We start from the raw sequence: 23,426 nt of genomic DNA, 5'->3' as shown, positions 1-23,426 counted from the left end.
GTTTTGGCCTATGTGGCTGTCCTTTTCATCTTGACGGTAATTATAATGAGGTGAAAAGAAAAATGGCGGAAAAGAACGTATCGAGTGCTGAAATTATCTGTTATTACACAGGCTGCATTATCCTTGGAGTTGCGTTCCTGATGATGATTCCAATCATCACGGCTCTTATTTTTGCGGAGTGGAATCCTTTTCTGGACTTTGTAGTCAGTATGGGCATATCCGTATTGGTAGGTGCGGCTTTGATTCTGTTAGGCAGACATACACGGCAAAATCATGTTAGTGTCCAGTGGAAACACGGCTTTGTAGTAGCGTCGCTTTCTTGGATTATATTAATGATACTCTGCGCGATTCCATACTATTTAAGCGGGCATGTCAATTCTTTTCTGGATGCCTGTTTTGATGTGATGAGCGGTTTTACTACAACGGGGCTGGTGCTTACACAGGACCTTGACCATCTTTCTTCCGGATTAAACATGTGGAGGCATATGCTTACCTTCATCGGAGGGCAGGGAATGGTAGTGCTTGCCCTTACCTTCATGGTAAAAGAAGCAAGCGGAGTCTATAAGTTTTACGTGGGAGAGGGAAAAGATATAGAACTGGTGCCGAATGTAAAAGGAACAGCCAGAATTATCTGGAAGATCAGCATGATTTATCTGGTGATCGGCACGGCGAGCCTGTGGATCGACGGAATGATCATCGGACTAAAACCAGTGTCCGCGTTCCTACATGGGCTGTATATGTTTGAGTCTTCATGGAGCACGGGTGGTTTTGCTCCGATGACGCAAAACATTATGTATTACCATAGTTTGTCTTATGAAACGATTACCATGGTCATTTTTATTCTCGGCTCATTTAACTTTGGCCTTCATTATGCCATCTGGCAAGGCAAAAGGAAAGAATTTGTTAAAAACATTGAAACCCAGAGCTTTTTTGTCACCAGTTTTGTGGCCTGTATGCTGGCACTGTTTTGGCTGGCAAAACTGAATGTGTATCCGGACGCTGTATCTGCGTTCAGGAGGATCATCTATAATGTTTTGTCGGCACATACGACAACAGGCTTCGGCAGTATTTATGCAAGGCAGTTTGCTTTGGAATGGGGAGACTTTGGTATCCTGATCCTGATCATCGTAATGCTGATCGGCGGTTCCGCATGTTCCACCGCGGGTGGATTCAAGGCACTTAGGGTCGGTGTCGTGTTCAAAGGTCTGATCATGGATGTAAAAAAGCTTCTGCATTCCGAACGGAATATGAGAGTTTACAAATTTCATTATATGAAAGATCATATTTTGGACGACGGTATTGTGAGGTCATCCGCTCTCATTATAATTTGCTATATGGTTTTGTTCGGTGTAGGTACGCTGATTGGAACATTCTGCGGCTATCCTCTTGCAGATTCTGCATTTGAAGCCGCTTCTGTGACCGGAAATGTGGGCCTTTCGATCGGCGTCACGGCACCATCAATTCCAGTGGCTTTAAAAATTTATGATATTATTGCTATGTATATGGGAAGGCTCGAGTTCCTTTCTGTTTTTGCATTAATCGGCTATGCCGGTGGAGGAATTAAAAAACTATGCGAAAAATCATTCAAGCGTTTGTCTTAACCATTTTAATATTGATTCCTTTTTCAACAAGTGCATTTGCCGCGGAAACAGTAGAAATTAACAGTCTGATTGAGAATGCCAAGGTACTTGATAAAACGGAAGTTACCGTGCAGGGCGAAGCAATCGGGGAGATGCTGAACAGAGGCGAATACAGCTGGGTAAACATAAATGATGGAACCAACGCGATAGGAGTCAAGTTGAAAACAGCTGATGCACAGCGAATCACTCATTACGGCGATTATAAAAATAAAGGAGATATGATCAGAGTTACCGGAATCTTTAATAGGGCCTGCCCAGAAAACGGGGGCGAAACGGATATCCATGGCGAGAGTGTGCAAATTGTAGAAGCCGGGGGACCGGTAAAAGAATCGGTTCCTTTGCCTAAGGTGATAACGGCAGTTTTGCTGACCGTCTGTGCCGTGGCTGTTGTCCTTTTACTAAAAAAACGTATTCATGATGAGCAAATAAATTGAAAGCGAAAACATAGGGCCTCCGAATGGCTTTTCACGCCATTCGGAGGCCCTATACTTTTGCTTTGCCGTAAATCGGCTAATTATCATTTACTGTTTTTTAATGTCAGAATGGAAAGCACCTGATTTACCACTTCTGAAGAGGAAATCACGATTGCTTTATCACCAGCAGACAGTTCAGTATTTCCCTGCGGAATAATCGTTTGCTCTCCTCTTATCACGCAGCTGATCATACTTTGCGGAGGAAATCCAATTTCCCATAGCTTTTTGTTCAGGGCGGGTGACTTTTCATCCAGTATTACTTCACAGATGACAACCCGGCCATTTTCAATTGGAAGATATTTCTTAATATTATCCTCTATGGACTCTTGCTCGACCATTTCAGCAAAAAGCTGGACGGTACTCACGCATTTGTCCACACCTAATTTTTTAAATAAGTCCGCATTTTTGGGATCATTAATAACGGCGTAAACGTTTTTGACATGAAACTGTGTTTTTGCAAGTTCACATACAATCAGGTTGGCTGAGTCTTCATCGCCGAGGGCGATAACAATGTCCATCTTATTCGCCTGTGCGTCTTTTAATATGTATGGTTTCGTTCCATCGCCGCATATGGCGGTTATCTCAAAAGTGTCTGCAAGCGTTTTACACCAACTGTAATCCTGACCAACCACTACCACATGATGATCGTTGGTTTGGAGTGCTTTTATCAGAAACTTGGTTTTTTGATTTCCTTCAACCAATAATATATTCATGTGGATTCCTCTTTTTCCCCCAGAACTTTTTTAAATTCATTAAACAGAAGCAGTGCGGGGGAGATTGCCATGATCCCTATCGGACTGCAAACAGCGTCACTGGAAGTGTCGTCAACTCTTGCCATCACGGTTTTGACGCCGAAACATTCTTTGGCAATCTGGGCGATCATGATATTGGTATTGTCATTGCCTGTAGCGGCAATCAAGATGTCGGCTTTTTGAATTCCGGCAAGTTTTAAGGTGTCGGTGTCGGTGCCATCTCCCTCTAGGGAAAATCCACCGTAGGTTTGTGGTAGGGTTTCCAGCGATTCCTCATTGCAGTCCACGATCAGTACATTTTCATTTTGATCAGACAAATTTGAAGCAAGCGCAGAGCCCAAACGTCCGCAGCCGACGATAACGATGTTCCTATGATTTTCTTTTTTAAAAAATTTCATCAGAAATCCTCCCTTCCGCTGATTATAGTAACACAGCAGGTGTAAAGCTGGTGTTAAGATAAAGGGGAGGGTATAAAGATTGTATAAATAAAGCAAAAAGGCTGTCGCAAAATTTGTGCTGCCCTTTTTCGAAGAAAACTATTCGTTGGTAAAGCGATAACCGATGCCGACTTCCGTGAAAATATAATGCGGCTTTGTAGGATCTTTTTCAAGCTTTCGGCGAATGTTTGCCATAAACACACGCAGCGATTGTGCGTCGCTTTCCAAATAAGAACCCCAGACTTCTTTCAAAATGTAGCTGTGGGTAAGCACTTTCCCAGCATTTTTTACAAGCAAGGCAAGAATCCTGAATTCCATCGGAGTAAAATGGATTTCTTCTCCAGAAAGCAGAACGCGATGTTTCATAAGGTCCACTTCTAGATCATCCACCTTGTAAACCTGCGGCGCGCTTACGTTTTCACTTTTGGAATGGCGAAGGATCACCCTTAGTCGTGCGAGCAGTTCATTGATGCTGAATGGCTTTGTTAAATAATCATCGGCCCCCGCGTCTAGTGCCTCGATCTTTTCATGGTCCTGGTCGCGTGCAGAAACCACAATAATCGGCAGGTCAGAAAAGGAGCGCACTTGCTTGATGATGGAAAGGCCGTCCATATCCGGTAGACCTAAATCAAGGATGATAATGTCCGGATGTTCGGTTACAATTGCATTTAAGACTTCTTTCCCGTTTGTTGCCTCTATGGAATGGTAATTTTGGGTTTTTAGCGAAAAACGGATAAAAGACCGGATTTGCTTGTCATCTTCTACAACAAGAAATAATTTATTATTTTCCAAAATGGGTTCCCCCTTCAAGCGGCAGATAGAAGTGAATTTTAGCGCCGCCGCCTTTGTTGTTGTTCGCATAGATTTTGCCGCCGTGCGCGTTCACGATCGCCTTGCAGATAGCGAGACCCAGCCCGATGCCACGGTTTGAATCGGACTGTAGCCCGTCAGCCTTATAGAAAAGGTTGAAAATTTTCGGCAGATCGTCTGGATTCATACCCGTTCCGTCATCTGTTACATAGAACCATACTTTTTCTGCCTCCGGTTTTACTGTAACTTTGATATGACCATCAGAAGGGGTGTGCTTGACCGCATTATCGATAAGATTAATTAAGACTTGCTCAATTAGCTTCCCATCCATTGGAACAAAAAGCACTTTGTCGGGTATTTCAACCTCTATGGTGTGTTCATCAGCATACTTTGAAGCGCGGCCGACTGCTTCCCCAACGATTTCCTCCACCGCTTCGGGCCGCTTTTTGACGAGCAGTTTTCCTTCTTGAATTTTTGTCAAACTCAAAATGTTTTCAACCATTTGCGTAAGCCAGTTCGAATCGTTGTATATTCCCTGCGCCAGATTCCGGTTTTCCTCTTCCTTCAGACTGTACAGAAGCATTTCGGCGGCACCGGAAATTCCAGCAAGAGGGGTTCGTAAGTCGTGAGAAATTGAACGAAGCAGATCGCTTTTAAATTTTTCACGCTCAGCTTCGTTTTTTGCTATTTCTTTTTCGTCCGAAAGGCGTTCCCGTTCCATTGCAACGAAAATCTGTGTGGAGATTGATGAAAGCAGCTTCTCTTGGTTATCTTCTTCTGAAATGCAGCTTTTCGGGAGACAGATCAGACCATACTGATGACTTTGATTCGCAATCGGGAAAATGTTGTTGTTCTGAATGATAGATTTTTCTTCCCCACTTGTTAGACTGCATACATGAACACTGCGTTCTCCCTGCTTTATGCTGTATTTCTTTAAAAACTGTCCATCCGAATTGGCCGTAAGGCAGCAAACATCACAGTCAAGAAGGTTGGACACGCTTTGTACAGACACGGTAGCAACATCGGAAACACTGGAGGCTTTTGCAAGAGAGCTGGTAATCTGATAAAGCATATTTGCCTGTTTTTCATGAAGCTTGGCCTCTTTAGAGGAATGCAGAATTTTGGAAGTCAGTGTGCTTGTTAAGATGGAAGCAATCAGCATAACGGCAAAAGTAGCAATGTAACTTTTATTATTGACATTGAAGGTATGATAGGGTTCTGTAAAGAAAAAGTTAAAGCAGAACATTCCAATGACCGACGCTGTAATTCCCCATATATAGCCTTTGGTATAACGCGCTACCATCAGTACCGACAAAATATAGATTACTACAACATTATTTTCGGAAAAGCCGGTTGTGCGAAGAAGCATGGAAAGCAAAGTGGCTGCCGTCAACGCCAGAACCATTATCAAAAAATCTATCATAGGGCGGTTTGCATACCGCTTCAATTTAGAAATACCCATTATAACTCACGTCTTTTCACAATTTTGCAATCTAAAATACTTTTTTAGATATTATATCATAATTTATAAAGAAAATCTCACTGCGGAAGCTTATGATTTGAAGGAGTATAAATATTGTTTATAGCTTGCAAGTATAAATTAATTACGGTTACACAATCATCATAACAATGTTATTGAAGACCAGTTTTTACATTGAAATATATCAAAAAGAGGTAATCATTATGAACTCATACCCTGCAATTTGTATTTCAACAGATGGTATTTATCAGGACGGCAATCCGATGCGTTGGATTGCTTGCCCTAAAAGCTACCCTGATGCAATTGCTAAAGCAGGTGGACTTCCTTTGCTTTGTAGCGAAAATTGCCCGGATGAGATGGCAGATTTTTGTGATGCACTTCTGTTAATTGGTGGTGGTGATTTATCTCCAACTTTCTATGGAGAGGATATTCTAAATGAAACGGTAAAAGTCAACGCATTGCGTGATTCTTTTGAAGTAAAGCTGGCTATGTCATTTTTAAAAAGGAGAAAACCAATCTTGGCTATTTGTCGGGGGTTTCAGCTGATCAATGTATTGCTTGGCGGTGATTTGTATCAGGATTTAGTCGCTCAAAAGGGGCTTTATCATATGAATCCACAATTACGACATCCTATCCATGCCTGCGAAGGGTCGGTACTTTCGCAACTGTTCGGAACAGAATTTAATGTAAATAGTACCCATCATCAGGCAATCAGAAAACTTGGCCGCGGATTAAAAGCAACAGCTTTTTCTCCAGATGGAATTATCGAGGCATATGAACATGAATCCGGACTTATTTTAGGAACCCAATTTCATCCGGAACGTTTGACTGGATCATATTGGGATGACCGTACACCTAATATGAGTGCATACTTTGCCTATTTTATTCAACTTGTTCGTGATGAAAGCGAAAAAAAGCAGAAAACCTCTAATAGATAAATTTTGCCATTGTTAGTCTTAAAAAGAAATCAAATAAGTCTTTTTTACCCGCATACCATATGTGAGTATTATTACAGTATTTTATTTATTAAACAAATCAGCTTTAGCGAACAAATCGAAAATGGTCCAAGAAATCAGAGTCGTCAAATTTGATGACTCTGATTTCTTATCATTTGCTTAATTTAATGAAATAGGCTTTTGGAAATGCCCATTTATAATGGACACCATTAATTGTGACTTAAAAAGATATTTTAAACTGTTCTATCTATTACTTTTACCTTTGTAATAATGTCTCGAAGCTTTATTCCATCAATCAAAAGATCCCAAATTTCATCAGGAGATTCGGCATCAAAGGCTTCAGAATAATGATCCCTTTGGCAAATACTAATTTTTCCATCAGGACGTGTAATGCTGTAAGACTTATTTTTCCAGGCAAATTCAAGCTCTCCGTGAGCTTTCATACACCATTTAAACTCACTGATTGTTTGAAAATTTAGATTTTCCTGCTGGATGTTATATAATTTCTCACTCATAATTGGAAGCTCCTTAGTAAAAAAATTAACTTCAGATGTTCTGTTTGGATATTTCTCTGGCAGGAAGTTGACATCATAATTTGATGAATCTAGTGTCCCATTATGCCGTATTTTACAGAGACTCAGTAAAGTTTTTTATTTTCACTATCTATCATAGACGCTGCCCATTCCAGTTTGTATAAGGCTATTATAGTTCTGATGATTTTTATGCACAACATCTATTAGGCGAAAGTTCGCTGAACAAAAAGCTCTGTCAAGCTCGCTTGACAGAAAATAAAAAAGCTTATATAATACTGTCAAGCCAACTTGACAGGGAGGCGTCTGTTTGAAAAACAAGGTAAGAGAATACAGAGAAAAGTTTGGATACTCTCAAGGACAATTAGCCCAACTTACAAATGTATCGCGTCAGACGATAAATTCATTGGAAACCGGGAAATACAATCCATCTATTTTTCTTGCCCATAAGCTTTCAAAGACATTTCATGTGTCAATTGAACAATTATTTTTATTTGAGGAGGATGAATAATGGATTTATTAGTTCTTTTGGTTGGTGCGGTTTTATTAATATTCAGTGCTATTTTCAAACTGGATTTTCTATTTGTGATCGCATTTTTGGTAGCGACTTTGAATGACTTTATACGGACAGCTATGATTCAAAAGAGGCCGGACGAGCGGGCAGTTCTTATCAAATCAAAATCGGACGGCCTTACTTATTTTGTTATTTACGGTTTGCTTATTGTCACACTAGGGGTAGCTGTGAAACAGCCTCAAGTATTTCAGAGTGTGCCTCAGATGTTATTTATGATTTTAACGGCGATCTGTTTAGTCCATTCGCTGATGCTTTCCATATTTCAAAGAAAGTTTTAAGGAGTGATGATAAATGAGAAATTTTTTTGACGAACTGTCCGATACATTCAGCACGACAAATTCAAACAGTTTGAAAAGGATTGCCGATCAAATCGGCGGACAGTATGAAAGTGCAGGTGCACTAAAAGGCCAACGAATCTCCGTTGTTTACGGTGGAATAAATATCCTTTATGATATTGTCGTCTTCAGCAGAGGCGGTACGATTTATACCAGAACAAGAGCTGAGTTCAAATCGCATGCTCAATACCATCTTGTCATGAATACAAAGGTTCGGCTAAACTTTTATCTCAATATCTACGGTTGGAAGGCCGCCGCGGAAATTCGTAAATATAAAAAAATCGCATTCAGCGATGAATTAACCAAAAAGTTTAATATCCACGGAACCGATGAAGCAGTTACCTCCAGTCTATTAGATGCGAAAGCAGTTAAAACTCTGGGCTATTTTAAGACTCATACCTTTCAGATTCACTGCGATGGAGAATCTGGAAAGCTTTATTCCATGATATTCGGATGCATTAACGATCCGGAAGACTTCCAAAGAATTCACCATATGGTCTGTTCGCTGATTGACCGGATGAAAGAGCAAAAAATGATTGAGGATAACTAGTGTTTGACCATTACAGAGGGCATAAAGAAAAATTGCATTGCAGCATGTTACAAGCTATCATTTGGCAGATGATGTGTGCACATAGATGAGGTTTTAGTGTGAAAAGGAGTAAATCTGAATGAAAGCAAAAAAGTTGTTGCACTGGTGATATGTACTGCCGTAATTACTGTCGTTGCAGTGGCCTTTAGTAAATACCCCAGCAATGGATATTGGGGATGGAATAATGACAAAAATACATATTATCAATATCAACCGTTGGATGGCAAGAAAGCAATAATTTTTACTGAAAGCAGTGCTCAGTCTTTATCTTTTTCGGCTGAAATGTCTTTTGGTGGCAAAGCAAAAATATCTATAGAAAATAGCCAAGGGGAAACATTATCAAGCGTTGATCTTAAAGAAGGAAAGAGCTCCTATCAACTGAATCTACCGAACTTACAAGGAATGAATGCTTCTCTTATAGCCGATGGAGAAGCGGAAAAATTGAACATCTGGCTTGACGCAAGTAAAATAAAAGTGGCTGCGAACAGCGCTCAGGAATCTGAAAAAACCGAGTCTGCAGAACCTGCCAAGTCAAAAGAAGATGGTGGCGGGGTTCATATTTGGCCTTTCTTTTAGTAACTGATTTTTCGTAAATTTAAAAAACTTCTTGACCTTATCACAGTGTCAAGGTGTATGCTGTAAACAATGAACCGGTTCATAAAATTATAGGAGATCGAAATGCTTACAATTGGCGAATTTTCAAAACTGTCGCATGTCTCTTCTCGTATGCTGCGCTATTATGACAGTATGGGTCTGCTTTGTCCTGCTCACATGGGCGAAGAAAACGGGTATCGTTATTATGACACACTTCAGCTAAATACTCTGCTTAAAATCGAAAGCCTAAAGCAGTATGGCTTTTCACTCTCTGAAATTCGGGATATGATTCCACTTTCACGGGAAGCTTTAGCGCAGAAGATACACTGTCGTGTGTTAAAAGCGTATGAGGAACTGAACGGTATGAGAAAAACACTCCGCCATATGGAAGACGATCTGATGAAAATGGAGGAATCGGAATTTATGCAGGAAAAATATGACGTTATTGTAATGGAGACTCCGCAGCAGCGGGTTCTTGGCATTCGCAGGAAAATTAATATTGGCGAAGTCCATGGGTTGTTTCAGGAGCTGAAGCAGGAGATGCAAAAGCGTAGGCTGAAACGTGTCGGTGTAACCCAGTTACTCTATCATGGAGAAGAATTTTCTTATGAAAACATGGACGTGGAAGCACAGGTCCAAGTTGCAGGGGATGATCCCGATATTTGTGAAATCCCGGAGCAGCTCTGCGCTGCCACCACGCATGTCGGGCCATACGAAGAAATTCACTACGCTTACAGCGCTTTATGCTCGTGGATTTCCGATCATCCTGAGTATAGAATCTGTGGACCTACGATTGAACGATATATAAAAGACGAAAACAGTGTAAAATCACCAGAAGAATTGGAAACTGGAATTCTGTTTCCAATTGAGAGAATATCTAGATCAGATAGCGGCAGTAAATCAGTAAATTCAAAATTTTAACCTTAGTAAAAGACATAGAAATAGCGGGCACTAAAGAAGTGCCCGCTTAATTTTTTCAAGAGTAAGGGTCAAATCCTATTGAAAAAGAAAGCCATTTCGTTCGTGTGGGTGCGGAATAAAATGACTTTTGTCAGGGAGTCATTTGCTCAGTTTAGAGATAGGATTAATTGAGATAAAAAGCTACCGGATAGAACTTAAATGAAACAATTAAATAGTACGGTCTATCACTGTAACTTTCGTAATAATATTGCACAGCCGGTCACCATCCACTTTGTATTCCAAAAGCTCATCGATGGTGTGATACGCTTTTTCAGTTTCTTCATTGTTCATGTGTTAGGCTGGTGTTACGCCGTTATATATTTGTCTGAAAAATCAGCACAGTTTGGTTCGCATTTTAGATTAACACACAGTCCTTTGTGCTCGTAGATAAGTGCGAAGCCTTTTTGTTCAGCCAATGGCGCATGACTATCCAAGCACCGTCCGAATCCGAAATATTATCAAACGGATAGTATTCATAAGTATCAGGATGTGTCAGGCAATATTCAATAAGCTCACTGAAAATCATAGATTTATTTTATCTCTATACTAATATGGCGGTAATTGCAAATGGGATAGGATCTAAATCCATTATATCGGATTTTGGTACTTACTTTGCTTTTATCCATCCGTGATCTATATAATACTGATTGTCAAGACCCGGCGTCTTTTCACTTTTCAGTGCCATCTTGTGAATCTTTTTGCAGGCGAAAAACTTTGCACGTTCCCGTAACTTCATACGCTGCGGTTTCAGGTCCCTAATCTTTTCATACATCCCAGCTGTTTTTCTTTTCAGCATTTTGACGTGTTCGTCCGAAATCTTGTTCCATATAACATCGCCCATCATGCCGGCTCCGCAAGTGTAAACATTGGAGACGCCCATCCACGAGAGACTCGTTTTGACGTCCTTTTGTGCCGAGCCGTTGGGAGCACCAACGCTGTTTGTGAGGATTACCGCCGTTTTGGAAAACATTTGCGTGTCGGGTCTGTGAACCATCCAATGGACACAAAGATGATCCAGCAGCGATTTAATCGAGGCTGGAGCTCTAAGCGCATATACGGGATAGGCAAACACTAATAGGTCGGATTTCAGCATAGCTTCCCAGATCGGCATCGTTTTCGCTGCGTGCGGGCATAGCTGCTCTCCCCGGAGGAAACAGGTCTTACATCCGACGCAGAAGGATGGTATGTCTTCAGGATAGAACTCTGTAATCTCATTTTCGCCCCTCAAATGGTCGAGAAACATTTCCTTCATGTGATATGTAACACCTTTTTGCGGTGTCCCATTTACAACTGTGATTTTCATGGCTGTTTTCAGTCCTCTCAATCTTATGATTCACTTTTATCTTTATTCTTCCTACATGACAGTATATGAAATTAAGTAAACAAACTGCGAAGTTTGGACAGAAGGGGAGATACCCCCATTATAATTATAATGGGGGTATCGTTGATGCTGAAAACCCTATAAGGACAGTATCTTTTTTTGCATTTAGGCCGTAAATATGGTCTTTGATACGGTTCATTAAATTAAGACGCTTTATGCAGTCAATCTATGCATCAATCCCTGCCCGGATATTCCATTCGACAAATCGTTAATATCATGATTCGAGAAATCTGAAGTTTGGTTATGTCGTATTTTACAGATATCCAATAACCGTTTGTTCCTTCTTTATTTTCTATTTATAATGTTTCGAAATTGTATTTTGACAGGCTCTATAAAATCTTATCGTTTGTTTTGCGGGGGGATTCATTGCCTGCCGTAGATGCTTTTCATTTCGGCTTGTACAACAATATTAATAATTTTTATTTTATATCGTTCGGTCAGTTACTGTTACCTGCGTGATTATATCGCGTAGTCTGTCTTTACCGACCATGTATTCCAGGGCATCATCCGCGGTGCTAAAATATTTCGTCGTATCAGGCTGGTTGTAAAGATAGATAATGATCTTTTCTTGCGTATGAGAAACACCGTATTTTTGACCAGCCCAATCAAATTCCACTTCGCCGCCGCAACTCATACACCACTTGAAATCACTAATACTGACAAAGCGATTCTGTTCCGGGGTGTTCCCTTGAATAATTTTTCCTCCCATGTAAGAATAGCCTCCATATTTTTTAAATTCCGGAGCGCCGTCCGAATAATTAATTGGTTACTAAAATTTGAATGATTGTTTTCCCACGCTATGATATGATCATGAGGTTTGGTATGAAATTTTGCGCTGCCATGATCTGTATTATAGCGTTCTTTGTCGCCTAACCCATTATCACCTATATGTGTCTCCCTGTATCCATCTTTATTTATATCGCCAGGATTGCCAACAAGGCGTTGATTTGCTCAGCTTGTTTGGGTTCGGTCTCCATTTTCCACCATGGGCGTTACCCATTTCAGTTTGTACGAGGCTATTATAGTTCTGATAATTCTTGTTTGCAACATCTGTTAGATAGAAACTGTGTAAACAAGAAAAGCAGTTTTTTTGTTAAGCCAACTTGACAGGGAGGCGTCTACTTGGAAAACAAGATAAGAGAATGCAGAGAAAAGTTTGCATACTCTCAAGGACAATTAGCTCAATTTATGAATGTATGGCGTCAAACGATAAATCCATTTTACAGTTGCTTTGTTGCTATTATTCGGCTAGCCGTATATGATTAAATAAAAAGTCCAAAAGGATGATAAGATTATGAATTATATTTCTGTCCCACCCGCCGTTCAAAAATGGGCATTTCAGAACGGCGGGTACAAAAACCGTGTGAAGAAAACCGTCTTCCCGGTGTGATTCACTTTAGCCGGATGTGGTATTCCCCAAAACACCAAGAAGTCTACCGATGGAAGAATGAAGTGTAAAAGAGGGTTCACAAAATGATAGACAAAATACTGCTGGTCGATGATGAAAAGGATATTGTTGATTTACTGGAAGAAGTTCTGAGAAAAGAAAGGCTAACAAACGTAAAAAGAGCATATGCCGGTAAAGATGCCGTCGCCCTTTGCCGGGAGTTTCAGCCAGGTGTAATTGTTCTCGATATTATGCTGCCCGACATCGACGGCATTGAGGTATGCAGACAAATCCGCGCGTTTTCCCATTGCTCCATCCTGTTCTTATCGTCAAAGAATGATGATGTTGATAAGATACTCGGCCTTGCTTCTGGCGGTGATGATTATGTGACAAAGCCGTTCAGTCCAAAAGAAATCGTATATCGCATTAAGTCCCAGCTGCGCAGGATGCAATACGCGAGGGCCGATACTGCGACGCGAAAAAGCATGACGCTGCATGCTGGTGATATAACGATTGATACGGATGCCTGTTGCGCGTATAAGGCCGGACAGTTGCTGGAATTGACAGCTAAAGAATACGGTATTCTTCAATTTATGATGGAAAATCAGAATAAGATTATCAGCAAGGAACGCTTGTATGAGAGAATATGGGGTGAAGAAAGTGTCGTCTGTGATAATACAATAATGGTTCACATTCGGCATCTCCGTGAAAAAATTGAGGATGATTCTTCCAATCCCAAGCGGCTCAAAACAGTCAAGGGACTGGGCTATAAGCTGATTGGCGGTGATGAGTAATGAAACTGTCTAAGGATTTGATGCGTTTCTTTATCATCCCTGTTGTTCTTCTTGTCGGTATTATTGTGACCGTAGCTTTTACCATTTTCTATACGACAACCACAAGGACACCGAGCGGAAAAATCATAAACAGTAACTGGCCTAAAGAGTTTACACTTGATTTTTCACAGCATATAAATTTGAGTGACGATACGCCGACTATATCAGACACGGGCAAGGACTTGTTGTCAGAAAACGGTCTTTGGATTCAGATATTGGACGCCACTGGCAAGGATGTATGTGATTATGATAAGCCGCCTACAGTATCCGATGCGTATCAACCGTATGAGCTTTTGAAGCTTTATCAATATGGTACCGATCAATACTCCGTATTCGTAAACAGCACTGATGCGGGAGACGCTTCCTATTCCTATCTGATTGGCTTTCCTTTGAATATCTCAAAGACCATCATGTATGTGGATACAGGCAGATACAATTCGGGGAAAACGCTGATTATTACAACGATCATATTGACTATACTGCTGATACTTGCACTCACTATCTTCTATAATGTAGTAATTTCAAAAAGCTACAAAAGAATCCGAACATTATTGGGCTCGATTGCTTCAAGAACATATAAGCCTGTTTTAAATCAACGCTTTTTAAGGGAGATTTATGAAGGTCTGAACGTCCTGAATCACGACATTGCATTGGCTGATAATCAGCGCGAAAAGGATACAAAAGCTAGGGAGGAATGGCTTGAGAACATTACACATGATCTGAAAACGCCACTTGCTCCTATTCGTGGATATGCCGAATTACTTTCAGCGAGAAATACTGATATATCCTCTGAACAATCACGGAAATATGGTGCGATTATACTGAGAAATACTTTATATGCAGAGCAGTTGGTAAATGACCTGAAACTGACCTATCAATTGCAAAGCAATATGCTTCCTTTAAAAAAAGAACCGATGAACATCTCTCGTTTTGTGAAGGAAGTTATCATAGATATATTGAATACACCTGATTTCGAGGGGCGTAATGTTACCTTTATTACAAACAGCGAAAATGCGACATGTCTTTTTGACCCTTTGCTGCTTCGAAGGGCAATCACAAATATTATCGTCAACGCATTGACACATAATGACCAGAACACAGAGGTCAGAATTTCTCTTGATGTCGATAACGGTATTAAACTGGTCATTGCAGACAATGGAAACGGTATGACAGCACAGGAGCTGGGGAGTCTGTTCACACGTTATTATCGGGGCACAAGTACCGAGATAAAAGCAGAAGGCTCCGGGCTTGGTATGGCAATCGCAAAGCAAATTATTGATGCGCATGGGGGAACAATTTGTGCCGAAAGCATGCAGGGCACTGGTACTACTATCACAATAGAGCTTCCATTATAATTTAAGGTTTAGTTAAGGTTAACTGAAAACTGATATAAGGGCGACGGTCTATCATGATGATATGAACCGTTGCCCTTCTTTTTATGGGGCTATTATAAGGAGGAAGTAAAATGCCAGTACTTAGTGTAAAAAATGTAAAAAAGAATTATGGGACAAGATCAGGTGTGCCGTCTATTGCACTCGACGGCGTGAGCTTCGAAGTAAATAAGGGCGAATTTGTTGGTATCATGGGACCGTCCGGAGCGGGAAAATCCACGCTGCTGAATGTAATCTCAACAATTGATACCGTTACTTCAGGCAATATTACCATTGGAAATCAGAATATATGCGGAATTCAGGAGCCGGCGCTTTCCGACTTTCGCAGAAATCGATTGGGTTTCATCTTTCAAGACTACAACCTCCTTGATACGCTGACGCTTCAAGAAAATATCGCTCTTCCGCTAATTCTGTGCAGAAAAAAGGCAAGCCAAATCGACAGGCAGGTAAAGAATGTGGCGGTGCAGCTGGGAATTGAAAAGCTCTTAAGAAAATATCCCTGTGAGGTGTCCGGTGGGCAGCGTCAGAGAGCTTCTGCAGCCAGAGCAATTGTAAACAAACCGGAACTGATTTTAGCCGATGAACCTACCGGTGCACTGGATTCAAAATCTGCCAGGGATTTGCTTCAATGTATGCAGGATCTGAACGAAGAACAGCTTGCCACGATCCTGCTTGTTACTCACGACGCTTTCGCAGCAAGCTTCTGCCAGCGCATCCTATTTATCAAAGATGGTCTGCTGTATCGAGAAGTTATCAAGGGCGGCACCCGAAAACAATTTTATGACAGCATTATCAGCGTTGTTTCGGAGCTTGGGGGTGACAGTCGTGACCTTTACTAATATTGCACTTAAAAATGTTCGGAAAAAATTCAGCAGTTATTTGATCTACTTTTTCAGTACTTCTTTCTCCGTGGTGATTTTCAATCTGTTCTGCTCCATGTATTATAATCCAACTTTTGAAAACTATCGCTTTGGCACAGGGAAAATGTCGGTGCTGTTTCGTGGGGCCGCTGTTGCTGTTTTCTTATTTGCCATCATTTTTGTCTTATACTCGGGCAACTATTTTATAAAAACGCAAAAAAAGGAAATCGCAATTTACTCCCTGCTTGGTATGAGAAAAGAAAAAATTGCCGTCATGATGTTCCTTGAAACATTTTTAATCGGTCTTCTGGCAGTCGCCTTCGGAATATTGATTGGAACTTTTTCGTCGGGCTTTTTCACCTCGCTTCTGATGCGGCTTATGGCGGAGGAAACTTCCATCCCTTTTCATGTGGAGTCGAAAACAATTCTTGTGACAATCCTTGCTTTTATTGCACTATTCATTTTCAGTGGCATCCAGGCTTATAAAACTATTTATAAATACACTCTGATTGACCTGCTTTCTGCAGCTAAGCAAAGAGAGGGAGTACCCGCCTTTTCTCCTCTGGGAGCGGTGGCTGCGCTAGTGCTTTTGGCAGTCGGTTATGTGATTTCGGCAAAAATGGATGTCGATGTTAGTGGTATGAACCTTTTGTTTCCTACTTTTATCGGAGCCGTTTGTGTTACAGTCGGAACCTTATTCCTATTTCGTAATTTTATACCAATGGTAATTGCTTCACTGAAAAAGAAAAAACCGTTCTATTATCGAACGTCTAATTTTATCAGCGTTTCTCAGATCGCATTTCGGCTGAAAGCAAATTCTAAAATGCTGGCTGTCATCGCGCTGCTTACGGCTATCACAATCACAATGGTAAGCGCATCTTATTCCTTTTACAGTGCGATAAAGGGAGATGCTACTGAATGTTATGCGCCGTTTTCCTATCTGGCGAAAAATATTACCGGGCAGCAGCACGACGAAATTCTGAAAACAATCTCCAGTATCGGTGATGTCAAAATCACCGCAGAGGATAAGATCGAACTGCTCAATGTTACTATGCAGAATGATCAGTATGCGGTTAAGGATCAGCAGACCGGAGAAGCTGTACCCGGCCAAAAAGTAAACGCCTACCTGATGTCCGAAAGTATGTACCTCAGGATCATCTCGGAAACCCATACGGTTAAGGGCTCCTACAGCGCAACACGTACGGATTTTACAGGGGGGCTTAACGATCAAACCTGTTATTTCATTGACGGAAATGCGGTAGCTGATTACTGCAAGAAATTACCGGGTCAGCAAATAAACGTAAGCTTCCGTGGTGAAGAGACTCCTTATACTGTAAACGGCGCCTCACAGCACAAATATATCGGTGCACTGGATCTGTATAAGAAACCGACTGTCGTAGTCAGCGACAATACCTATCAGCGCTACCGTTCGCAGGCCGGTACGGATGAAATTGACACATTTTACGGATTTCAGTTTGATGATAACATGAAGTCCGGACGCACGGTCGACGCAATAAATCAGTTCATACCGGCACGCTTTCATACCAGCGGGCTGCCGGGCAATATGAGCTATATCGGAATATACAAGGCAAATTTTGCGCTGTTTGGCTCCTATGTGTTTATTGGCTTTTTCTTGGGGATCTTGTTCCTGTTGGCATCGGGAAGTGTGATGTATTACAAACTTATCATGGAAGCGCAGGAAGAAGCGCCGCGGCATGAAATATTGCGAAAAACGGGAATGAAAAAGGGAGAGGTACTGTCCTCTGTTGCCAAACAGCTGGGGCTTATCTATGGGATTCCGCTTTTCGTAGGGCTGATCCACACTGCGTTTGCACTGTTGACTTACAATCGGATGCTTGGATCTATGGGTCAGCAGACACCGACACTTCAAAACGCCGCAATGGCCGCGATCCTTTTCGTAGCAGTGTATGCCGTCTTTTATGCACTTTCTGTCAAAAGTTATTACGGTATTGTATGGAGGCGAGCCAACGGAGGCAAAGCAGACTAAAAAAATGCTGGAAGGAGTGCCATCTCCCGTGTTCTATGAAGCGAACACAACGAATATTTCAAAGTCATGACAGTAATTAGTACTGCTGCCGCCGTGGTGTTGGAAAAGGCTATCATCCGCGGTACTTTGGCGGTTCAATCCGGAATGAACGCAAACCAGTTTTGATGGGACAAGTGTTGTTACGGCATTTATTTAAAAAATCCAGTAATATCAAGGGCCTAAGGTCAGTCAGAAAGCGGTGCTTACATCTGAATCCACATAATTTGCGCGCTATTACCTAAAGTAGGCCAGTCGCTTTTATATTGCAAAATTTCATTTCTGCTTGTTGCCCGTATTGGTTTGCAGCAAACGGATAACTCTGCTGGCAAAAACTTTGCAGTATGATATTATTCAAAATACCCGTCAGCTTTTGGTACACAATGGGGTTGAAAAGCATGGTTCCGAAACCATTATGAAAAGATTATGATTAGAGAAGATTGTTATGCATATTTGTTTACTTAACTTTAATGCCCGATTCGGCTTATATTTTGTGGTGTGCCCTGAGCCTTTGGAAATTCATATCCTGGATATTTTACAACAGGCGTACTGGTCTTATTAATAGAATTAATGAAATCGTCTGGCAGATTCAAGCATGACTTCACAACTTCATTTGGTGTCATAGCCAGCCACTGTGCAAGTGATACATCGGAAAAATAATCGCTTCTGAAGAACTCCAAAAATACTAGTTTTTCTTTTCCAATATTCTGTACATAGTGAAATGCACCGACAGGCACATATCCTACGTCACCTGCTCGAAAGTTAAATGTACGTGCTCTGGGACCTGGCATAAAAACAGTCATTCTGGCTTCGCCGGATATATAATACTGAAACTCGTCTTCATTTGTATGCCAGTATATTTCACGCATCCCGCCTGGTTCCACTTCGACCAATGCGGCGGCAACCGTCTTGCAGACCGGAAAGTTATGAGAGTCCAGGATGCGTACGGAACCTCCCGGAGATTTAGTAGGAGTGACATTAATTAGTTCATGTTTATAAGAGAACGGTACTTTACCATATGGCGAAGAAACTTCCTGACTTTCAAGGCTACCGGGATCGCCTCCATAAGTGATATATAATTCCTCTTTGGGAATGGAATCAAATACATTTTCTGGGACACCAAAGTTGGCAGATAGAACATCCTTGGGAAAATGAGCAAACAACTCTGAAATTGAGAAGGTGTTTGTTTCTGAAAAATCTCCGCTGTCAAATAAAAGTACAAATTCGCATCCGTTTTCCAGTCCCTGAATCGAATGTGAAATATTGGCAGGAAAAAACCATCCTTCTCCGGGATGAATATCGGCGATAAAATTTCTTCCTCGTTCATCGACTGCAGTGATACGTGCGCTGCCCACAAGCATATAAGCCCACTCAGACTGCAGATGACTGTGCATTTCGCGGACTCCGGGTGCAAGACACATGTTAACCATTGCGAAAGTGGTAGAGATTGGAAGTTCACGTTGGGTAATCTCCCTGACCCAACCTCCGTACTTTAGTTTCATATGCGTATCGGAGAATGAAAATTTTAGGTTTGGCAACAGACCATAATCCATAGAAGGAGGTACCAACATATCTGTATTCTGTCCATCCCGAAGTAAATCTCTTGGACCCAGATCTTTTGCGCCGGCACCGTCACTCCTGATTGGTTCCGGTATCGTAGATTTTTTTAGTTCATCCAATTTTTTTTGAATTTCAATATCTGAGTTTATATTTAACCTCCAAATTATTTAAAGATTTATATATGATTATCATGATCTTGAATTACCCGTACATTTCCAAAATCAAAATTGGAGGTGATACTATGAGTTTCTCTCATTCCGCAATCGGCGTTTTTCAGACCCTGGTGATTGCCCTCGGAGCGGGCCTTGCTATTTGGGGCACAACCGACCTTCTGGAAGGGGACGGCAATGACAATCCGGGAACAAATGGGCAGGGCCTATAAGGAAGTAATAAAGCTAAGAAAATAGAATGACAGCTAATAGATAATTAATGTGATTTTAGATAGGTACAAATACTCTGTTATATAGTAAAATTTTCTTGACAATTCTATTTGGACTGCATATAATTAAACGTGTTTAAAACACGTTTAATTTGGAGGAATGAAATGAAAGATGAAAATCAAAAGGTTGCTTTGCTAAAAGCAACAATAGAATTACTGAAAGAAGCTGAACAACCAGAAAAAGTCACATCACGTCAGATAGCTAGCCGGGCAGGAGTAAACCTTGCTATGATCAACTATTATTATGGCTCAAAAGAGGCCCTTACTTCTCAAGCTGTATCTGGAATTTTGGATGTTTCAGCTGGTATCTTTCAGTCCCCTGGGAATCCATCCGAATCTCCAAAAGAGCGGTTGAGGCATATTTTCATAGAAATTTGTCAAATTGTTGTTAAATACCAGCGCTACACAAAGCTATATGTCCCTCATTTGCTTTTGGAAGATGAAATCACTTTACCACAGCTTATACTTCCGGAGATCAGAGATCACTTCGGCATGAAAAGAAGTGAAGCAGAATGCCGTATTATTGCTTATGAGATGATCTCATTTTTACAGCTGGCTTTTTATCGAACGGATGCATTTATGCGATATACCGGAATTGACTTGACAAAAGAAGGTATGACTATTGAGCTTATTGACTGGGAACTGGAACTCTTTTTGCCGGACAGTGGAAAGAATAATAAATAGTGGAACTCACCGAATATATGAATGTTCCATTGTACATATGTTCCGGGACGCGATAGGGCCTTCTCAACTCAATATAAAAGGACTCCGTTTTTTGAACTGGGCCACAAAAATACAAAAGGCAGCTGCGCAAAGACGGCTGCGATCCGATGCACTTGTATCTTCTGAGTCACCATTTTTGATTGAAAGTATTGCAACCTGCATTGTGTGGAGTGTTATGCACGGGCAAATCGTATCTGCATGGATGAATCATCAAAAGAGGGAATGTGTGCGGAACGATGGGGAGAGCTGTTTGAAAGGACAAATGTGTTTGACAAAGCAGAAACTGAAAACCTGTTGAGCAGAAAGGAACTAACATGAAAAATATATCTTTGCTTATTTTCGAGATCATAATTACAGGGGGAATCACGATATTTGGATTGTCTCAACATAAACTGTTCGGGTTACAAGGCCCAAGATCGGCTGTCATCATTTTGGGCATTGTTGGAATGTTGATGTGCACTATAAGTGTTGGCAAATTCATATCTGCTGCTCCAGCCAGCCCATTGAGCATACTTGGATATATATTTGGAACCGTTGCGATGCTTACATTTTTAACGCAAGTATTCAAATGGAAACTGCCAATCATTGGGGAACCGAGAACAGCCTTAATCATTTTAGCAGTTGCAATCGTAATAAAATCAATAGTGGCGAGATTTGGCTATCTTCTAACAAAATAGCATGATAATCATATAATAGAAACTATCGGATTGGATTTTACTCGAGCAGTTAAGCAAATGATATTGGCCACATACCACCAAACAAAAAAACATGGGATTGGCGGGACAATTTTTATGCCTTATTTTCTAAAATAGGGGCTCTCCAAATCTGCGTGAGTTTTGGGGCTTTTCTGATGTCCATCTTAGTTACAAGAACGATCAGACCGTTATCATGTGGCCCGGCGTGAAAGGTGGACATCAAATATTTCCGAATAATCCGTGTTGATGTTTCAAAAAAAGCCTAATCTTTTCTACAGATAATTCTGCCCAATGGGATACTCTCCCATTGGGCATTTTTTTAACCATTTGCAAGGACAAGCTGCACCACTTCGGGGTAGCTTGGACCAAAGTCTTGTCCCATCGTGGCTCTTTACTGAACTCCGTTTCAATTACCTATTTACCCAAAAACGAAACGAATGAATTTTACATGTCAACAATCAATATTTTACGGACAGAGACAAGATCAATTGAAGTTCTGTGGGACCGTCATAATAGTTAATCAACCATTTTCCTGCACTTTTCTGCACTTGATATAAAAAATTTAATGCGCTAAAGTGGAGTTTACAAAACAGGACATCAAAAGCGAGGATTAAAATTCCCTGATACTGTATGATGATCTCAGGAAGGTGAAGAAATGGAATGGCTGAAGAATCTGAGCAAAGCCATCGACTACATCGAAAAGAACTTAGCCGGTAAGATTTCCTATGAAGAAGCTGCCAAAATCGCGTGCTGCTCCACCTACTACTTTGAGCGAATGTTTTCCTATGTGGCTGGTATTTCGTTATCCGAATATATCCGGCGTCGAAGAATGACACAGGCGGCGTTTGAATTGCAGACGACAGACAGCAAAGTCCTTGATGTGGCACTCAAATACGGCTACACTTCCCCTACCTCTTTCAACCGGGCATTTCAAAGTGTGCATGGAATTTCCCCAATCTCTGCAAAAGCGCAGGGAAGTGTATTGAATGCGTACCCGCCTATTCAGTTTTTAGTCAAAATTACAGGAGGTAATGTTATGCCCTATCGGGTCGAAGAAAAAGAAGCCACGCGCATTGTAGGCATCCGTATTCCTCTGACATTGGATATGGAAGAAAACAAAAAGAACGTCCCGCCTTTCTGGGAAAAGACATTAAAAAGCAGCAAGTTCCCAGAAATCTGCTATCTGTCAAACCAGTCTCCGAAAGGAGTGCTGGGAATTACCGCATATCAAACCCCCGACGAAATTTATTATTACATAGCGGCGGCAACCGATCAGCCTGTGCCAAAAGATATGTTTGAATATGAAATTCCGGCGGCGACATGGGTAATTTTTGAGAGCGACGGATATTTTAAAGAATCCATTCAAAACATTTTCAGACGCTTCCTTACGGAGTGGCTTCCATTCTCAGGTTATACTTACGCAGAACTGCCGGATATTGAAGTTTATCCGATCAGCGAGAAAAGCCCCAAGGCAGGGCACTCCGAAGTTTGGATTGCGGTAAAAAAAGAAAAGGAGAATTGAGAAAGTGGATTACCAAGTTGAAATCAGAACTATTGAACCGGTTCGTGTTGCGTTTATGCACTACAAAGGAATTGCGACCGAGGCAAATAAGTTTTTTCCTAACGTTTTTAAGTCGATTCAGGGAAAATCAAACGGTGCGCCATTTTTCTGCTACTATGTGATGAATCCGGAAACGAAAATGGGCGATATGGATTTATGTGTACCAACTGAGGAAACTCCAATCGGCAATGGAGTTGAGATAAAGGAAATACCTTTTGTCAAGGCTGTCTGTACGATGCATACCGGCCCCTATGAAACCTTACCTCATGCTTATGAAGCGATCAGCCGATATGCCGCAGAGCATAAGCTGCAATTACAGCCGCCGTTCCGTGAGGTTTACGTCAAAGGCCCCGGAATGTTTTTGAAAGGGAACCCGAATCATTATATTACAGAAATTCAGTTTCCAATCAGGGAGGATTAAG

Annotated in this window: 24 protein-coding genes and 1 pseudogene; 16 read left to right on the top strand and 9 right to left on the bottom strand. The window is 41.2% G+C overall.

The window, feature by feature from the left end; all coding sequences use genetic code 11:
* Positions 1-62 precede the first annotated feature (62 nt).
* Together ACVS9P_RS09190 and ACVS9P_RS09185 are read left to right on the top strand one after the other, a co-directional pair.
* Positions 63-1,601 (top strand): TrkH family potassium uptake protein, encoded by a 1,539-nt coding sequence (locus ACVS9P_RS09190; RefSeq protein ID WP_452103254.1) that lies wholly within the window; start codon positions 63-65, stop codon positions 1,599-1,601.
* On the top strand, positions 1,571-2,074 hold the full coding sequence (locus tag ACVS9P_RS09185; protein WP_452103253.1) for a hypothetical protein: 504 nt from the start codon (positions 1,571-1,573) through the stop codon (positions 2,072-2,074). Before ACVS9P_RS09190 ends, ACVS9P_RS09185 begins: the two co-directional genes overlap by 31 nt.
* A gap of 83 nt (positions 2,075-2,157) precedes the next feature.
* On the opposite strand, the gene ACVS9P_RS09180 is transcribed toward ACVS9P_RS09185, so the two are convergent.
* The 4 genes from ACVS9P_RS09180 to ACVS9P_RS09165 form a co-directional block, all read right to left on the bottom strand.
* The gene (locus ACVS9P_RS09180) at positions 2,158-2,826 is read right to left on the bottom strand and encodes a potassium channel family protein (RefSeq protein WP_452103252.1); all 669 of its coding nucleotides are present in this window, start codon (positions 2,824-2,826) and stop codon (positions 2,158-2,160) included.
* Positions 2,823-3,263: a potassium channel family protein gene (locus tag ACVS9P_RS09175; RefSeq protein WP_452103251.1), complete on the bottom strand. Its 441-nt coding sequence runs from the start codon at positions 3,261-3,263 to the stop codon at positions 2,823-2,825. Before ACVS9P_RS09175 ends, ACVS9P_RS09180 begins: the two co-directional genes overlap by 4 nt.
* A 138-nt stretch (positions 3,264-3,401) precedes the next feature.
* Positions 3,402-4,094 carry a response regulator gene (locus ACVS9P_RS09170; RefSeq protein ID WP_452103250.1) on the bottom strand — a complete coding sequence of 231 codons (693 nt, stop codon included), beginning with the start codon at positions 4,092-4,094 and terminating at the stop codon, positions 3,402-3,404.
* A complete protein-coding gene (locus ACVS9P_RS09165; RefSeq protein ID WP_452103249.1) occupies positions 4,084-5,574 on the bottom strand; it encodes an ATP-binding protein in 1,491 nt (496 codons plus the stop codon). Before ACVS9P_RS09165 ends, ACVS9P_RS09170 begins: the two co-directional genes overlap by 11 nt.
* Positions 5,575-5,795: 221 nt before the next feature.
* Between ACVS9P_RS09165 and ACVS9P_RS09160 the strand changes: the two genes are divergently transcribed.
* The gene (locus ACVS9P_RS09160) at positions 5,796-6,530 is read left to right on the top strand and encodes a gamma-glutamyl-gamma-aminobutyrate hydrolase family protein (RefSeq protein WP_452103248.1); all 735 of its coding nucleotides are present in this window, start codon (positions 5,796-5,798) and stop codon (positions 6,528-6,530) included.
* A gap of 251 nt (positions 6,531-6,781) precedes the next feature.
* On the opposite strand, the gene ACVS9P_RS09155 is transcribed toward ACVS9P_RS09160, so the two are convergent.
* Positions 6,782-7,063: a hypothetical protein gene (locus tag ACVS9P_RS09155; protein ID WP_452103247.1), complete on the bottom strand. Its 282-nt coding sequence runs from the start codon at positions 7,061-7,063 to the stop codon at positions 6,782-6,784.
* A gap of 325 nt (positions 7,064-7,388) precedes the next feature.
* Between ACVS9P_RS09155 and ACVS9P_RS09150 the strand changes: the two genes are divergently transcribed.
* The 5 genes from ACVS9P_RS09150 to ACVS9P_RS09130 all read left to right on the top strand — a co-directional run bounded on the left by ACVS9P_RS09150 (position 7,389) and on the right by ACVS9P_RS09130 (position 10,091).
* Positions 7,389-7,589, top strand: a complete 201-nt coding sequence (locus ACVS9P_RS09150) for a helix-turn-helix transcriptional regulator (RefSeq protein WP_452103246.1) — start codon at positions 7,389-7,391, stop codon at positions 7,587-7,589.
* A complete protein-coding gene (locus ACVS9P_RS09145) occupies positions 7,589-7,930 on the top strand; it encodes a hypothetical protein (protein ID WP_452103245.1) in 342 nt (113 codons plus the stop codon). Before ACVS9P_RS09150 ends, ACVS9P_RS09145 begins: the two co-directional genes overlap by 1 nt.
* Positions 7,931-7,943: 13 nt before the next feature.
* Positions 7,944-8,537, top strand: a complete 594-nt coding sequence (locus tag ACVS9P_RS09140; RefSeq protein ID WP_452103244.1) for a hypothetical protein — start codon at positions 7,944-7,946, stop codon at positions 8,535-8,537.
* A gap of 144 nt (positions 8,538-8,681) precedes the next feature.
* Positions 8,682-9,152, top strand: a complete 471-nt coding sequence (locus ACVS9P_RS09135; protein ID WP_452103243.1) for a hypothetical protein — start codon at positions 8,682-8,684, stop codon at positions 9,150-9,152.
* A gap of 102 nt (positions 9,153-9,254) precedes the next feature.
* On the top strand, positions 9,255-10,091 hold the full coding sequence (locus tag ACVS9P_RS09130; protein WP_452103242.1) for a MerR family transcriptional regulator: 837 nt from the start codon (positions 9,255-9,257) through the stop codon (positions 10,089-10,091).
* 207 nt (positions 10,092-10,298) lie between these two features.
* On the opposite strand, the gene ACVS9P_RS09125 is transcribed toward ACVS9P_RS09130, so the two are convergent.
* From ACVS9P_RS09125 to ACVS9P_RS09115, 3 genes are all read right to left on the bottom strand, one after another.
* Positions 10,299-10,421, bottom strand: a complete 123-nt coding sequence (locus ACVS9P_RS09125; protein WP_452103241.1) for a hypothetical protein — start codon at positions 10,419-10,421, stop codon at positions 10,299-10,301.
* Positions 10,422-10,737: 316 nt separating this feature from the next.
* Positions 10,738-11,433, bottom strand: coding sequence for a flavodoxin family protein (locus ACVS9P_RS09120; protein WP_452103240.1), 696 nt, complete (start codon positions 11,431-11,433; stop codon positions 10,738-10,740).
* 502 nt (positions 11,434-11,935) lie between these two features.
* A complete protein-coding gene (locus tag ACVS9P_RS09115) occupies positions 11,936-12,220 on the bottom strand; it encodes a hypothetical protein (RefSeq protein ID WP_452103239.1) in 285 nt (94 codons plus the stop codon).
* Positions 12,221-12,984: 764 nt separating this feature from the next.
* Between ACVS9P_RS09115 and ACVS9P_RS09110 the strand changes: the two genes are divergently transcribed.
* The 4 genes from ACVS9P_RS09110 (at position 12,985) to ACVS9P_RS09095 (ending at position 17,990) form a co-directional block, all read left to right on the top strand.
* The gene (locus tag ACVS9P_RS09110) at positions 12,985-13,692 is read left to right on the top strand and encodes a response regulator transcription factor (RefSeq protein ID WP_452103238.1); all 708 of its coding nucleotides are present in this window, start codon (positions 12,985-12,987) and stop codon (positions 13,690-13,692) included.
* Positions 13,692-15,086 (top strand): sensor histidine kinase, encoded by a 1,395-nt coding sequence (locus ACVS9P_RS09105; protein ID WP_452103237.1) that lies wholly within the window; start codon positions 13,692-13,694, stop codon positions 15,084-15,086. Before ACVS9P_RS09110 ends, ACVS9P_RS09105 begins: the two co-directional genes overlap by 1 nt.
* Before the next feature lie 110 nt (positions 15,087-15,196).
* Positions 15,197-15,961: an ABC transporter ATP-binding protein gene (locus ACVS9P_RS09100; protein WP_452103236.1), complete on the top strand. Its 765-nt coding sequence runs from the start codon at positions 15,197-15,199 to the stop codon at positions 15,959-15,961.
* On the top strand, positions 15,948-17,990 hold the full coding sequence (locus ACVS9P_RS09095) for an FtsX-like permease family protein (protein WP_452103235.1): 2,043 nt from the start codon (positions 15,948-15,950) through the stop codon (positions 17,988-17,990). Before ACVS9P_RS09100 ends, ACVS9P_RS09095 begins: the two co-directional genes overlap by 14 nt.
* Positions 17,991-18,493: 503 nt before the next feature.
* On the opposite strand, the gene ACVS9P_RS09090 is transcribed toward ACVS9P_RS09095, so the two are convergent.
* Positions 18,494-19,705, bottom strand: coding sequence for a cupin domain-containing protein (locus tag ACVS9P_RS09090; protein ID WP_452103234.1), 1,212 nt, complete (start codon positions 19,703-19,705; stop codon positions 18,494-18,496).
* A gap of 122 nt (positions 19,706-19,827) precedes the next feature.
* Here ACVS9P_RS09090 and ACVS9P_RS09085 point away from each other — a divergent pair.
* From ACVS9P_RS09085 to ACVS9P_RS09070, 4 genes and pseudogenes are all read left to right on the top strand, one after another.
* Positions 19,828-19,965 (top strand): annotated as a pseudogene (locus ACVS9P_RS09085) (Maff2 family mobile element protein); the annotation flags it as partial.
* Between the two features lie 165 nt (positions 19,966-20,130).
* Complete coding sequence (locus ACVS9P_RS09080; protein ID WP_452103233.1) at positions 20,131-20,709, top strand: TetR/AcrR family transcriptional regulator; 579 nt, start codon at positions 20,131-20,133, stop codon at positions 20,707-20,709.
* 1,389 nt (positions 20,710-22,098) lie between these two features.
* Positions 22,099-22,965 carry an AraC family transcriptional regulator gene (locus ACVS9P_RS09075; RefSeq protein ID WP_452103232.1) on the top strand — a complete coding sequence of 289 codons (867 nt, stop codon included), beginning with the start codon at positions 22,099-22,101 and terminating at the stop codon, positions 22,963-22,965.
* 4 nt (positions 22,966-22,969) lie between these two features.
* Positions 22,970-23,425: a GyrI-like domain-containing protein gene (locus ACVS9P_RS09070; protein ID WP_452103231.1), complete on the top strand. Its 456-nt coding sequence runs from the start codon at positions 22,970-22,972 to the stop codon at positions 23,423-23,425.
* Position 23,426: the final 1 nt, after the last annotated feature.

The sequence above is a fragment of the Caproicibacterium sp. NSD3 genome, assembly GCF_053613275.1.
This window is presented reverse-complemented; position numbering and strand designations above follow the sequence as displayed.